Annotated in this window: 11 protein-coding genes; 4 read left to right on the top strand and 7 right to left on the bottom strand. The window is 54.0% G+C overall.

Annotated elements, in window-relative coordinates:
- Nucleotides 1-187 precede the first annotated feature (187 nt).
- Nucleotides 188-1,381, top strand: a complete 1,194-nt coding sequence (locus tag NYE26_RS08910; RefSeq protein WP_339249823.1) for an IS256 family transposase — start codon at nt 188-190, stop codon at nt 1,379-1,381.
- Between the two features lie 671 nt (nt 1,382-2,052).
- Here the strand turns inward: NYE26_RS08910 and NYE26_RS08905 are convergent.
- On the bottom strand, nt 2,053-3,900 hold the full coding sequence (locus NYE26_RS08905; protein ID WP_339255171.1) for a UbiD family decarboxylase: 1,848 nt from the start codon (nt 3,898-3,900) through the stop codon (nt 2,053-2,055).
- A gap of 192 nt (nt 3,901-4,092) precedes the next feature.
- Here NYE26_RS08905 and NYE26_RS08900 point away from each other — a divergent pair, with 192 nt between their 5' ends.
- Nucleotides 4,093-5,181 (top strand): low temperature requirement protein A, encoded by a 1,089-nt coding sequence (locus tag NYE26_RS08900; RefSeq protein ID WP_339255170.1) that lies wholly within the window; start codon nt 4,093-4,095, stop codon nt 5,179-5,181.
- A 109-nt stretch (nt 5,182-5,290) separates the two neighbouring features.
- Here NYE26_RS08900 and NYE26_RS08895 read toward each other — a convergent pair whose 3' ends face one another.
- Both NYE26_RS08895 and NYE26_RS08890 read right to left on the bottom strand, forming a co-directional pair.
- Nucleotides 5,291-6,694 (bottom strand): NAD(P)/FAD-dependent oxidoreductase, encoded by a 1,404-nt coding sequence (locus NYE26_RS08895; protein WP_339257412.1) that lies wholly within the window; start codon nt 6,692-6,694, stop codon nt 5,291-5,293.
- Between the two features lie 456 nt (nt 6,695-7,150).
- Nucleotides 7,151-7,513: a hypothetical protein gene (locus tag NYE26_RS08890; RefSeq protein WP_076086360.1), complete on the bottom strand. Its 363-nt coding sequence runs from the start codon at nt 7,511-7,513 to the stop codon at nt 7,151-7,153.
- A gap of 165 nt (nt 7,514-7,678) precedes the next feature.
- On the opposite strand from NYE26_RS08890, the gene NYE26_RS08885 reads away from it, so the two are divergent.
- Nucleotides 7,679-8,968, top strand: coding sequence for a S8 family peptidase (locus tag NYE26_RS08885; RefSeq protein ID WP_339255169.1), 1,290 nt, complete (start codon nt 7,679-7,681; stop codon nt 8,966-8,968).
- Between the two features lie 76 nt (nt 8,969-9,044).
- Here the strand turns inward: NYE26_RS08885 and NYE26_RS08880 are convergent, their stop codons facing one another.
- The 4 genes from NYE26_RS08880 to NYE26_RS08865 all read right to left on the bottom strand — a co-directional run bounded on the left by NYE26_RS08880 (nt 9,045) and on the right by NYE26_RS08865 (nt 11,954).
- Nucleotides 9,045-10,370, bottom strand: coding sequence for an amidase (locus NYE26_RS08880; protein WP_339255168.1), 1,326 nt, complete (start codon nt 10,368-10,370; stop codon nt 9,045-9,047).
- A 157-nt stretch (nt 10,371-10,527) separates the two neighbouring features.
- The gene (locus NYE26_RS08875; RefSeq protein ID WP_036725414.1) at nt 10,528-10,983 is read right to left on the bottom strand and encodes a hypothetical protein; all 456 of its coding nucleotides are present in this window, start codon (nt 10,981-10,983) and stop codon (nt 10,528-10,530) included.
- Between the two features lie 34 nt (nt 10,984-11,017).
- Nucleotides 11,018-11,455, bottom strand: a complete 438-nt coding sequence (locus tag NYE26_RS08870; protein ID WP_036725417.1) for a LytTR family DNA-binding domain-containing protein — start codon at nt 11,453-11,455, stop codon at nt 11,018-11,020.
- Nucleotides 11,456-11,678: 223 nt separating this feature from the next.
- Nucleotides 11,679-11,954, bottom strand: a complete 276-nt coding sequence (locus NYE26_RS08865; RefSeq protein ID WP_209874583.1) for a CD3324 family protein — start codon at nt 11,952-11,954, stop codon at nt 11,679-11,681.
- Nucleotides 11,955-12,329: 375 nt separating this feature from the next.
- On the opposite strand from NYE26_RS08865, the gene NYE26_RS08860 reads away from it, so the two are divergent.
- Nucleotides 12,330-14,021 carry a M3 family oligoendopeptidase gene (locus tag NYE26_RS08860; protein ID WP_339255167.1) on the top strand — a complete coding sequence of 564 codons (1,692 nt, stop codon included), beginning with the start codon at nt 12,330-12,332 and terminating at the stop codon, nt 14,019-14,021.
- The last annotated feature ends 393 nt before the right edge of the window (nt 14,022-14,414 follow it).

The raw sequence follows: 14,414 nt of genomic DNA, 5'->3' as shown, positions 1-14,414 counted from the left end.
TACGTCTCTTGCGATAAACGCACGACCTACGCGGCACGCCCGGTCCAATTATGTTCGGTTTTTCGATTACATTTGGTCCGCACAGATGGCGTAAAGTAAGTTGTGTACCAAGATTTGGAGCCTAGTCAGGCACCAAAAAAGTAGGGTATCCTCGGGATTGCGAAACCACCAAGGAGGAACCCTACCAATGAATATTTTACCCGAAAGTTCGCTGAATAATCTATTTGAAAAACTTGTTAAAGATTTTGTGAAAGACAACATGGAACGCCTGTTGCGCGCCGAAATCCAGGGGTTTATGGAGAGTGAAGAAGCCGGCGCCAGCAATAGTCGCAATGGCTACTATACGCGAGACTTACACACGAAATACGGCCATATCGAGGATCTTCAGGTGCCCCGGGACCGCCAAAGCCTTTTCCAGACGCAGTTGTTTGAGCCGTACCAGCGGCGGGACGGATGGTTAGAAGAGGCCGTCATCCAAATGTATAAATCGGGCATGGGTACGCGGGATGTGGCCCGGTTCATTGAAAGTATGTTTGGCAGCCACTACTCCCCCACCACGGTCAGCAATATTACGGCTACGGTGCTAGACGATATCCACCAGTGGCAGAAACGGCCACTGAGCAAACGGTACTCCGTCATCTATTTAGATGGGCTGTACGTGAAGCTGAAACGGGGCACGGTTCGTGGTGAAGTGGTCTACTTTGCGATGGGAATTGACGAGGAGGGCCAGCGTCAAATTCTCGGGTTCTACGTGGGTGGCCAAGAGAGTTCGAATGGCTGGCGGGAGGTACTCAAAGACCTGTACGACCGCGGAGCGCAGGAAGTCCTGCTGGGTGTGTTTGACGGGCTACCGGGACTGGATGCGGCGTTTAAAGAGACCTATCCTCAGGCGGATGTACAGCATTGCGTAGTGCACAAAGTGCGGGCCACGTTTCATAAAATTCGGGTGGAGCACAAAACCGATGTCATGGAGGCGTTGAAAACCGTATATACGGCACCGGATGAAGTGGTCGCCCGGGCTAACTTTGATACGGTCAAAGCGAAGTGGAACAAGCTGTATCCGAAGGAAATGAGGTCCTGGGAGGAACAGTTATCCACACTCCTGACGTTCTACAACTATCCGCTGTCGATCCGTAAAGCGATCTACACGTCGAACCCCATCGAGCGGATGAACAAGGAAATCCGCAAGCGTCTGAAACCGATGAACAGTCTGACAAACATGGATGCCGCAGAGAAAATCGTGTACCTGGAGATGCTGGAATACAATGAACGTCATGCAGGGCGGGTCGCCCAAGGCTTTGGAGTGGATGCCGTTAAAAAGAAGCTAAAAGAGCTATTCGAAACACGCTACCCCTCTTTGCCCACACCGGAAGAGGCGTAACAGAGAAATCCAGTTTCTGGGAGTCGGGGTTCCCCCTCCCCCCAGAAACACTACATCCCAACCCGTAACCCGGGGGAGGCACTTCTACTCTTTTACACAAACTTCTTGACGCTACCTCCGCACACCTCCGTGCTGCGTATTGTGGTCGGTTTTTCGATTACATTTGGTCCGCTCGCCTCCACGCTGCGCATTGTGGTCAGTTTTTCGATTACATTTGGTCCGCTCGCCTCCACGCTGCGAATTGTGGTCGGTTTTTCGATTACATTTGGTCTGCTCAGCCTCCACGCTGCGCATTGTGGTCGGTTTTTCGATTACATTTGGTCCGCACACCTCCGTGCTGCGCATTTTTATGCTGGAGTTGTGTCTTGAAAGACATATTTGTTTTCGCATACATTTTCGGCAACGACAAAAAAACGCATAAACGTCATTATTATCATAAATGACGTTTATGCGTTTAACATCCAACAGCCAGCAAATAAAAGACAGGGCGTCTACAAACGCCCCTGCCTTTTCATTCTCCGCGCTATTCTTCTCTCTCTTCTTCGTTCTCTCCTCCGTTTACGGTCCTTACGGTAGAGCAGGAGATCCAACATAACTTCAAAAAGCACCCCGAATAGCTCAGCCATACAACCCCTCTTTTCAGCGGTTTCAGCGGTTATAGAAGTGCTACTTCACCCCTTACGGCTCCGCAGTCCACCCAAGCTTGCTCCTTCACTAAATACCCGCTCAATCCTCCGCTGCACCTCGGGGTCAGGAATTAACGGCGGCGCTTGATGCGGCTTCACCCGGGCATCGATGATCACATTATCACAGGCCCAGTGCTTATGCTCCACCGTGCTGTTCACCCCATGGATGTCATGGGACGGATTGCTGCGGGTGAAGGTCGCCCACAGGAAGTTGTTCAGCGACTCCGACATGAAGCTGCTGTCATCGCACAGAATAATCATCGGACAGGAATCAAGCGCCCCCTGCGCTGCAATCGCAGCGCTCAGGCCGGAGATTTCCTCTGCCGCCGAGGCGTAATCCCGGAACGGCTTCCCCTGCATGGCGACAATCCCCGGCATAATCATCGCCGCCGGGCCCCAGCCCTGCTCCACCTGCTGAAGAACCTCAGGCACCTCCGTGCACAAGCTCCGCTTCTGCTCCCCTACAGCTGCGAAGACTACCTTGCTTCCGCTGTTGATCCCGGTGCCGGAATAATCCAGCGTATCGATCGTTGTATTCGTCTGGAAGTGAATATCGCGGCGCAGATTGATCCGCTCCAGGATGTAGGTCAGGAACCCGGCGATATCATGCGTGCTGACCGGCTTGTCCTCTTCTGCCGTGATGAACAGATATTTCGCCAGACTGAGCTGGCCAGTTCCGAGAATCCGGTTGCTGATCGTCAGCAGCTCTGCAGGCTGCTTAAGTTGCTGATACGGGGTATAGCGCTCACTGCCGATCGCGAACAGCAGCGGGTGCACTCCCGCAGCATCTATCGCATGTACCTCCTTCACGCCCGGAATCTCCGAGCGGATCGCCCCTCCGGTCAGCTCATGAATGAGCTCTCCGAAGGCAGTGTCCTCCTGCGGCGGACGGCCGACCACCGTGAAGGGGAAGATGGCCCCTTTTTTGGCGTAAACCTTGTGAACTCTCATCACCGGAAACGGGTGAGTCAGGCTATAGTAGCCCAGATGATCGCCGAACGGCCCCTCCGGCTTCGTCTCCCCGGGATGAATCTCTCCGGTAATGACGAAGTCAGCATCGCTGCTGACGCAGAAGCCGTCTACATAGCTGTAGCGGAAATGACGCCCCGAGAGCAGCCCGGCAAAGGTCATTTCACTTAAGCCCTCCGGCAGCGGCATCACCGCCGAGAGCGTATGCGCAGGGGGGCCGCCGATGAAGCAGCTTACCTTCAGCGGCTCGCCGCGTCTGTTCGCGTGGGCCTGATGAATGCCGATGCCGCGGTGAATCTGGTAATGGACGCCCACTTCCTTATTCAGCTCATATTCGTTGCCGCTAAGCTGGATACGGTACATTCCCAGATTGGAGTTCATAATGCCCGGCTTATCGGGATCTTCGGAGTACACCTGCGGAAGCGTGACGAATGCCCCGCCGTCGCCCTGCCAGTGCTTAATCTGCGGAAGATCGGAGATTTGAATCTCCTCGAATCCGGCCGGCACGCCGCTGCCCTTCTTGATCGGCAACGCTTTACGGGCGGCAAGGCCTGTCCCGATATACCGCAAAGGCTGCTTGAGCGCCTTCATGGGATTGCTGCGCAGGGCGATGACCGCCTGCGACGATTCCCAAGTGTCGCGGAAGATGAACTTGCTGCGCTCGATCGTTCCGAACAGATTCGAGACCGCCCGGTACTTCGAGCCCCGGACCTTCTCGAACAGCAGGGCGGGACCGCCTGCCTCATAGACCTTCATATGTATCGCCGCCATCTCCAGATGCGGGTCCACCTCTTCATGTATGCGAATTAAATGCCCGTGCTTCTCCAGGTCAATAATACATTCTTCCATATTGCGATATGACATGCTTCTACTCCCATTCTCTCAAGAATATGAACCTCTTTATTATCAATGAGTGTGCCCGTCAGGTCAATTGCCGCCAGGGCAACCTCTCCAGTTGTCACAGATATTCTTGCCTTCTTCTGTGGAGAGCCATTATTATACTTGTAAACCGGACGGCTCCGGGCAAACATTCGGCAAGCAAAGGGGACTAACGCAATGATCATCAAAAAGGTAACCTGGCTGGAGCTCTTCTACGATCTGCTGTTTGTCGCTGCGGTCTCCAAAGCCAGCCATGTGCTGCTGCATGTAGAAGACGAGGCCCTGTCCCTTGAGACACTGGGCAAATTCGTACTGATCTTCATTCCGATCTGGTGGGCCTGGGTCGGCCAGACGCTTTTCGTTAACCGCTATGGTCAGGATACGGTGATGCACCGGATTTTTCTGATTATCCAGTTGTTCTTCGTATTGATTATGACAGCCAGCCTGTCCGTAGATTTCGATGCCAACTATCTGCCGTTTCTGATTGGCTACCTCGGACTCCGGATCATGACCGCGGTCCAGTATCATTACAGCCATTCCAGAGAAAGCGGGCATCTGCGCGACACGGCCCGCTATCTGGGATCACGCTTCTGGATTGGACTTGCGATTTCGGCCTGCTCCCTGTTCTTCGATTCTTGGCTGCGGTATGCGGTACTGTACGCAGGAATTATGCTGGACATCATTCTGCCGCTGACGGGACGGAGGATTCTGGTGAAGACGCCCCCCAATACCCATCATCTGCTGGAGCGCTTCTCCCTGTTCGCCTTGATCCTGCTCGGCGAATCCGTGGTTAGCATCCTCGCCGTGCTGCAATCCAGCCGCTGGACCGGGCCATCTGTCGGCTTCGCTGCGCTCACCTTTGTCCTGATCATCGCCATATGGTGGCAGTATTATGACAACCTGGAGAAGAAGGTCGATATGCACATCCAGACTGCCGGACAGACCATTATCTACGGGCATCTGTTCATTTATCTGTCGCTATGTATGCTTGCTGCGTCAATCCAGCTATTGTTCCTGGATCAGCTTCATTATGGGCAGATGCTGAACCTGTTGTTCGGCTCGGTGCTGCTCTACTTCGCTTCCACGACACTGGTCTTCCAGGTCTACAGGCATAAGCAGCATCGGCTGGGAATGAAGCCGCTGGCAGGGCTGACCGTCATTCTGGCCTGCTTCTATGTGCTGGATCTTATAGTCCATGTACCGAATGTCCTGATCATGGGCGAGCTGGCGCTGTTCTTCGCGCTGTACGCCAGAATTACTGCCTGACCCGGCTGCCCGTCAGCTCTCAGGCACTGGCCCCATCTATTCGCTCTGCACGCCAAGAGGCTGCACCAGAGGTCATTGCCCGCCTCAGGTACAGCCTCTTCCGGCCGTCTTACTGGCCTGTAAATTCAATCTCATCGTACTCATAATAAGCCTGTAGGATCTGCTGCCGGTCATCCAGGAACAGCTGGTCAGCCACGCCGCTGACCAGTCTAGGAATCGCATTCCGCAGGCCCGAGATGGCCGATGCCGATAACCCGCAGCTGGCCAGAGCGGAATAGTTGAACACGAATAAGCCATGCAGCAGCTTGCGGCCTGCTTCATCCCGGCTCTGAAGCGCAAAGCCTGGGCTAAGGTAAGGGTGCGCATCCAGCAGCGGATTCGCCGCTCCCGCAGGCGCCGTGTACCGGTCGCTCCAGCGGGCAATATGAGGCTCCACCTGCCGCAGCTCCGGCCGCAGGGCAGGATCGCTAAGCAGGCCCGTGCTGACAATCAGATAGTCGAAGCTGAACTCTCCCGCGGGCGTAGTCACCACCGCCTGCTCCCCCGAAGCCTCCACCTTCAGCCACGGCGAGCCGAGGTGCAGCCGGAAGCCGGGCCATGCCGCTGCACGGCGGAAGGTATCGCTAGTCGGCGGCTGATTATACTGGAAGAAATGCGAGATCACTGCATATTTGTCCGCATCCGCCAAGGTATGGAACCGCTCAATCATACCTGAGCCCTCCATCTGGCGGATCGGGTTCACCCCCGGAAGCTGCGCCCGGCGGACGAAGACCTGGGCCTCAGCCGCGCCCTCCTGAAGCGCGTAATTGGCATTGTCGAAGGCGGACGCCCCGCCGCCTAGAATCCCCACCCGCTTGCCGCGCAGGGCAGCGAAGTCAATCTGCCGGGAGGTGTGGGCGTACAGGTGCTCCGGCAGATAATCTGCAATCATTGGCGGAACATGCCACTGCCCTCCGCCTTGAATACCTGTAGCCAGCACCACCTTACGCGCCAGCAGTGTTCCAGCCTGCGCCCCCGTTCCTGTAACCTGCAGACGGTAGATTCCGTCGTCACCAGGTTCAATCAGCCTTAGCTGCACCTCGTTACGTACCGGCAGCTTCAGAATCTGCCGGTACCAGCGCAGATACTCCATCCACTGGCCGCGCGGGATTTTGTCCACCTCACTCCAGGCGGCCGTTCCATGCTGAGCCTCCCACCAGGAGCGGAAGGTCAGCGACGGAATTCCGAGATCAATCGAGGTCAGATGCTTGGGTGTGCGAAGCGTCACCATCCGGGCATAGGTCTCCCACGGCCCCTCCAGCCCGTCACGATTCTCATCGATGATCAGCAGATTCGAGATCCGTTCGCGCAGCAAGCCAAAAGCCGCACCAAGCCCGCTCTGGCCCCCACCCACAATGACGACATCATAGACATGGCCTTCATCATGCTCCACAGGGCGGACCCAATCCGCGCCGCCATAGGCGAGATAAGCGAGATCCGTGTTCACACGTTCATTCAAGGCTTCCAGGCTCATCATTCCTCAGACCTTTCCGGGGCATCTTCAGCTCATAGCTGCTGCTCACTTTACAATCTGTTCCATAATCCCTGATATACATCTATGGCGATATTATATAGGGTATGCCCCCGCTTTTGAACATTGATGGAAGGTTTATTGTCATAAGAGCTGAATTCAGTGGACGGGATTGTACATTAAGCCAATATTTTACCGCCAACTCGCCTTAATGCTTGACAAACGAAATATTATCTCACACGTATCCGCAAAATAAACCCCACAAAGTGAGGCTTTAGCTTCGATGATGACTCAGATACTTTGCGGGGACCCCAAAACATATAAATTCTTTCAAAAAAGAGCTGCCCCATCAGCCTTCCGGCCCCGGAAACAGCTCTTTCGTTCAGTCATTCACAGCTACACTATGCAATCTGGCTCTCTATCTTGCTCTGTTCATAGAATATAAATAGGTCCGCCACCTTAGAAGCGTGCTACAAAAAACTCGCGGTTCGACGGGACGAACTTCTGTGTGCGCTGCACATTATCCGCATCGATAATTCGGAGCGTGTAGCTGACTGTTGTCAGCGTACTGATCGTATTAAACTGGGCGACGCCGAATTCATCGAACTGAGCCGTGATCACAGTGCCGGAGCTCCGGGTCAGTGTAGCCGTCCAGCCCTGTGTATCGTAAGGGACATTGTTATTGTTCACCGCAAGCACGATGAAATTATTAAGCACCTGTCTGATCCGCCGTCTCTTGGGTCTTACTACCGCCGCTGCTCTTGCTTTTTTAGCCATCAGTTGACGTTTTGCCAGCAATGCCTTCTTCTCTGATTCTTTCATTTGCTTCACCACTTTCTATTGGAATACAGTAGTAAATGCAAGAGAAGAATCAACCGAAACGCACGATTGCCTGTTATTTACATAAATGTATCGCTGTACTCATTCATGGTTTCGTACCCACAGGGCAGCTGGCCGCATACACTGCTTCATAGAGGTGATTACATTATGAAGAGTGTACCATCATGGGTCAGGCGTCACGCCCCCAAGCTCAACCGGCCCCTGAAGCATAAGATCCGCAGTGCCTATTCCACTAGTACTGCAAATGCTGCTATACCGGTGATCATACAGTTCAGACAACCGATTACTCCGGCGGGACTCCGCGAACTAAGGACGCATCTGGGACGGCATGTCCTCCCGGTCAAGCATCATCTGCGGCTGCACCAGGCTGTGGCTTCACAGGTATCCCTGAAATGTCTGGAACACGTATGCCGCTGGAACGGAGTCCACAAAGTCTATCTGGATGGAATCAAGAAGGCTACGCTCAACATTGCAACTCCATCCATAGGCGCTACAGCGGTTAGACGCTCAAGAGGGCTTACCGGAAAAGGCATCAACATCGCTGTACTTGATACCGGAGTCTATCCGCATCCCGATCTGACCCGGCCGGTGAACCGCATTCTGGCGTTCAAGGATTATATCAATCACCGGAAATGCCCGTATGATGACAATGGACACGGCACGCATATCACCGGGGATGCCGCCGGTAACGGCTGGTCCAGCCGGGGCAAGTACCGGGGACCCGCGCCGGAAGCGGGGATTGTCGGAATCAAGGTGCTGGATAAGTATGGGGACGGCTATGACTCCACCATTATCAAGGCAATTGAATACTGCATCACCCGCCGCAAAAAGCTGAAGCTGCGCATCCTCTCCATGTCCTTCGGCGGACCGGTGGCTCCGCATGTCAAGGATGACCTTCTCGTCCAGGCCGTTGAAAAAGCCGTCAAAGCCGGGCTCACCGTAGTCATCGCCGCCGGTAATGCCGGCCCCAGGCGCCATACTATTGAGTCCCCCGGGATCAGCCCCTCCGCGATCACCGTCGGAGCCGTCAATGACCGCCGGACGCTGACGCAGAAGGATGACCGGATCGCCGTTTATTCCAGCCGCGGGCCCGCTCCCGGCGGCAAGGTGAAGCCGGATCTGGTCGCCCCCGGCGATTCAGTGATCTCGCTGCGTGCCCCCGGCTCCCAGCTGGTCCGTGAATTGCCGCGCAATAAGGTCGGCAAGCGGTATTTCAAGCTGTCCGGCACGAGCATCTCCACGCCCATCGTGTCCGGTGCCGCCGCGCAGCTGCTCCAGCTTGCGCCTGGTCTCACGCCGCGCCAGGTGAAGCTCTTGCTGAAGCGTAACGCCTTCCCCCTCCGCCTGAAGCCGAATACCGGCGGCAGCGGGGAGATCGACGTACGGTTCCTGAAGCGGCGCTGCTTCCCCAAGAAACCCCACAAAGTGAGACTTTAGCTTCGATGATATTCAGGTACTTTGCGGGGACCCCAAAACAAAATAACCGGCACCGTAACCAACCGGTAACCGCTCCTTATTTCACGGGGAGCGGTTGCTCACCCGCCAGACACGGCCATAGCTGCCGTGCCCAAGCTAACAACTCCTCGTCTTCTCCATATCTTCCTATACACTGGAAGCCGAGCGGCATGCCTTCAAGCGTTGCCGCAGGCAGACTGACCGTGGGCACTCCCGCGAAGCCCCAGACTGCTGGCATCCCTGCCCAGCCCGTATTCCGCTCCTCAATCTTCGGCGCAGTCCCCCCTTGGGCCGGAGAGACCCACAGATCGATTCCCTCTTGTTCCATAAGCTCCATTAGATCCTGCCTCAGCTCCCTTTGCCGGGTTCGGTACTGCTCCAGCTCCTCCTCCGGAATCTGCTGCCCTCTAAGGATCGCTTCCTGCACGGGAAGACCGTATTCCGCTCTATGCTCCGCGAATCTATGCTCATGCTCCCGTGCCAGCTCGCCCTCAATGAAACGCAGCATCGCATTTCCGTAGATGAGTTCATCCTCCCACGGCATTTGGACGTAACGGACTTCATATCCAAGCTGTTCAAGCCCTGTGATCTGAGCCTCGAACAGCCCTTTGACTTCCGCGCTCATCAGCTCCATATAGACTCCCTTGGGAATACCCAGAACCGGCTTGCGGGGCATTGGGGCAGCAGGAGCCTCCCAGTCCGGGACAAGCAAGGCCGCCGCAGCCTCCATATCAGGCAGGTTTTGTGTGAAGAACCCTACTGTGTCAAAAGACGGCGAGAACAGCAGCACCCCATCCAGCGGAACCCTCCCGTAGCTGGGCTTGAAGCCGACCACTCCGCAAAAGGACGCCGGGGCGATCACCGAACGCAGCGTCTGTGTGCCCACTGCCAGCGGACAGAGCCCCGCAGCCACCGCTGCGGCGGAGCCTGCACTGGAACCTCCTGGAGTATGCCCGGTATTATGCGGATTAAGCGTAGCAATCGGCCCGTTATAAGCGAATTCCTCGGTCACCGTCTTGCCTGCAATCACGGCCCCTAGGGCACGCAGCTTAGCGACCAGAGATCCCTGGGCACCGGCTAACAGCTCAGCGGATAGTTGTGATCCCGCCCGGGTCGGCAGGCCGTCTACATGCAGCAGATCCTTAATGCCCACAGGAATGCCGAAGAGGGCCGGTTTACGCTCATCTCCGCTGTAGGTACGTTGCAGCAGAGCCTTTTCCGAATCCAGACGCCCTTCAGCCTCATCCTCAGGGACAAATGCATGGATATGCGGCTCAACCTGTCTGTAACGCTCCAAGTACGGGTCAAGCACAGTTTCGGGTGAATATCCGGGTTCGTGAATCCGGCTCATCATTTCTGTCAGGGATACCTTGTGAAGCAGCATAAGATCATCTCCATGGAAGATTATGTATAGCATTTGGCTTATTACGGTTCAGTCTGCAAAAGGTAACAGAAATCCCCAACCTTACTTAGCACCAAAAAAGCCACCCGGGCCGCTTCCCCTCCAAGATGGCTTTCATAACCCCTATCACCAGAGATTCCTAAAGCTCTTCTTCTTTTTGCTCCCCGTCCTGCTTATACTCATACAGCTTCTGATTAAGCTGCTTGGCTTCCCGCTTCCCGTCGATGTGCATCATCGCGTACACCATACTTTTGACCACCAGAATGACAATGACGAATGGCACCAGCACTCCCTTATCCATCAGCGGGCCATCCGCGAACAGCCACAGCCAGAGAATGACCAGCACATCAGCAAGGATGAAGCAGAGGTAGAAGCTGATCGTCTGCACTTTGGGATCAACCTCATACGTATTCACCAGCGCATAGCGGAAGCAGGTAAATGCCGCAGCCCCCAGGAACAATTGCACCAGCAGCGAGCCCCGGATCATCTCCGTTGAGTTCAGAGCCAGCACAACCGCCGCGAGCACCATCAGACCCCCGCAAGCCACCAGCAGATCCTTCACGAACAAAGACACATACTTTCTGGTTGTAATCATGAGTTTTCCTCCTAGTCAAGTTTGGACAGCACAGCTATAACCCTAACTTCCGTTTGAGCACCGGGACGTATTGTCTGGAGATGTAGACCTTCTCACCGTTGTGCAGCAGCGCCTCGTATCTTCCGTAGAGCACCGGGCGGAGCGACTCGATCTTGGCCACATTCAGAATACTGGATTTGGATGCCCTGAAAAAATCTCCAGACTCATACTCCGTCTCCAGCTCATACAGCTTCAGCCTTGACTCATACACCTTCTCCTGGCAGTAGATGAACACCTTATGATCCACCGCCTCGAAATAATAGACCTCATGCGGATGGATGATGTGCATCTGCAGCCCGTTCATACCAATCAGCTTCCTTGCGCCTGCGTTCACCGAGTAGATCAGCCCCAGCAAGGCTTCATCCGGGTCGTTGCACCTGAGAATAATTTCAGGCTCCCCGCCCTCCGGCACCTGCTCAATCGTGATTTTCACCGCCACCGCCTCCTGCCTTCTCTCCCTACAGATACAGTATATTTTTGTAAAATGACTTATACAATGGTCTTTGCGCAAGCTGCACTCTAGCGGGTTCAAGCTGCAATAACGGAATCTCAGTCCGCAACCTCGTCTGCAATTGGCTACACTTCTAATGGTTCCGCCTAATTTAGAGGATTCAGTCGATAATGGCGTATCATCTGAGCAGCAAAAAAACCGCAGATCAGCTCTGCGGGTTCTTGGAATATACAATTTTGCGGATGCTGTCGATGGATAACCCGTATTGCTCGCACAATTGGTACAACTCTGCACCTTCTTGGAAGCGGCTACGGATCTCAGCATTGCGGACTTTATAGTAATCGGCTGCTCCTGAGCTTTCACCCCATTTTCGGCGTTTGCTCTTGCAGGTTGGAATATACAGGGCTTCCCCTTGAATATATTGCTGAATCTCCTTCAGCAGGTGGTCTGGCAATAGCTTTGCTGCATTTATACATTGCATCTCTGGCTCGCTCCTTAAAATATATTAATCTTTTAAGGGCAAAGCCTGTGTATAAATAACTGTATTTCTTAAAACATACTACAGGCGAATAAATCCGCTCCATGCCAAGCTTTCGCCTTAGTTATTTCACAGGCTTTGCATGGAGCGTGCCGTTCACATACTGACTCATCCGAAACATGGGTCATCACCTCCCGGGATTCTAGAATTGGTGCAGATTACCTCTATTCTAGAATAATTCCCATATCCATTCAACCACTAGACGCTGCTGCACCCACAATTAGCTATAATCAAACTTTACGGCCTGAACATTAGTTTTTTGCGGGCGCCGATTATATAATAGAATCTATATGGTAAAGAAAGGATGCGATACAGCAAATGAAATTCTCAGAATATGTATACGAACGCCCGGATGTGGAGCAATTCAAGCAGGAGTTCACCACGCTGCTGAAGGACCTGGAGACAGGCAATCTGGAGGAGCAAAAAGCTGCCGTGGCAGCAATTAATAAGCTGCGCAGCCGCTTCGATACGATGGAGACGCTCGTGAGTGTCCGCCACTCCATCGATACGGAGGATGCATTTTACAAGGCAGAGCAGGATTACATGGACGAGACCGGGCCGGTAATTCAGGAGTACATCACGGATTATTACAGAGCCCTCGTCAACTCCAAGTACAGAGCCGAGTTCGAGCAGGAATGGGGAACACAGCTGTTAAGCCTGGCCGAAATCTCACTGCGTACCTTCAGCCCTGAAGTGATTGAAGATCTGCAGCTGGAGAATAAGCTGTCCTCCGAATACTCCCAATTGATCGCGTCCGCCAAAATCATGTTTCAGGGCGAAGAACGCACCTTGGCACAGCTGATTCCGTTCGATTCTTCCACGGACCGTGAAGTTCGCAAAGGCGTATTCGAAGCCCGTAATGCCTTCATGGCAGAGCATGAACCCGAATTCGACCGGATCTATGACGAGCTGGTGAAGGTCCGGGCGGGAATCGCTGCCAAGCTGGGATACAAGAGCTTCGTGGAGCTCGGGTATGACCGGATGGGACGTACCGATTATAATGCTGAGATGGTAGCAGGCTTCCGCAAGCAGGTGCATGAGCATATCGTACCGGTTGCGGGGAAGCTGAAGCAGCGCCAGCGCGAACGCCTTCAGCTGGACGGACTGAAATTTTACGATGAGGGTATTAAGTTCAATTCCGGCAACGCTACCCCTAAGGGAGACCCGGACTGGAACGTGGCGAATGGTGCGAAGATGTACCAGGAGATGTCCCCGGAGACCGGTGAATTCTTCAGCTTCATGCAGGAGAACGGGCTGATGGATCTGGTCAGCAAAAAAGGCAAGGAATTCGGTGGCTACTGCACCTTCTTCAGCGACTACCGTGCTCCGTTTATTTTCTCCAACTTCAATGGAACCTCCGGCGATATCGACGTGCTGACCCATGAGGTAGGGCACGCGTTCCAAGCGTATTCCAGCCGGAATATGGAGGTTCCTGAATATACGTTCCCGACCTCCGAAGCCGCTGAGATTCATTCAATGAGTATGGAGTTCTTCGCCTGGCCATGGATGGACCTGTTCTTCAAGGAGGAGGCGGACAAGTACCGTTTCAACCACCTGGCGGACAGTTTGGAGTTCATTCCTTATGGCGTATCTGTCGATGAATTCCAGCATTTTGTGTACGAGCATCCGGAAGCTACGCCGCAGGAACGCAAACAGGCTTGGCGGGACATAGAACGGAAATACCTGCCGCACCGTGACTATGACGGTAATGCTTATCTGGAGCAAGGCGGCTTCTGGCACAAGCAGGCTCATATCTTCCGCTCCCCGTTCTACTATATCGACTATACCCTGGCCCAGCTCTGCGCCTTCCAGTTCTGGAAACGCTCGAACGAGGACTTCACCTCGGCCTGGCCGGATTATCTGAAGCTCTGCCAGGCCGGTGGCAGCCGCTCCTTCACGGAGCTGGTGAAGCTTGCCGGATTAACCTCCCCGTTCGAGGATGGCTGCATCGGCTCCGTCATCGGAGAGATTGAGGCCTGGCTGAACAGCATAGACGATAAGGCGCTGTAGGGCAGGGGCTGGACCTGAATTCAAGCTGCTCTTCCTCCAGGTTACAAATTACAAGACCTGCGGCTATGCTGCGTCTGACCGCTATTGGCGTGATTGAATGTAAATGCTGCGAGTAACCGCCATTCTCGTGACTGCATGCAAATACTGCGACTAGCCGACATTGGCGGGATTAACTAAGTGTAGTTTGTACAACTAAAGTGAGCGAAATTTGAGTTGCGGGAGCTTTAGCTGTAGTCTGTGCAACTATATATCCTTATTTATTGAAAAATGTCCCGCAGTCACATTATTAGTTGTACAAACTGCAGTTATCCCGGAAGATTTGCTTTTTCTCCGGTTTTTAATTGCACGAAATACAATTATGTTACGTTCACCATCAAGCACAGCGTCAACTAT

The organism is Paenibacillus sp. FSL P2-0136 (assembly GCF_037975325.1).
In the GTDB taxonomy this organism is placed as follows: domain Bacteria; phylum Bacillota; class Bacilli; order Paenibacillales; family Paenibacillaceae; genus Paenibacillus_AQ; species Paenibacillus_AQ silagei.
Note: the sequence above shows the minus strand (reverse complement) of the source record. Positions and strands in the feature narration are given on the sequence as shown.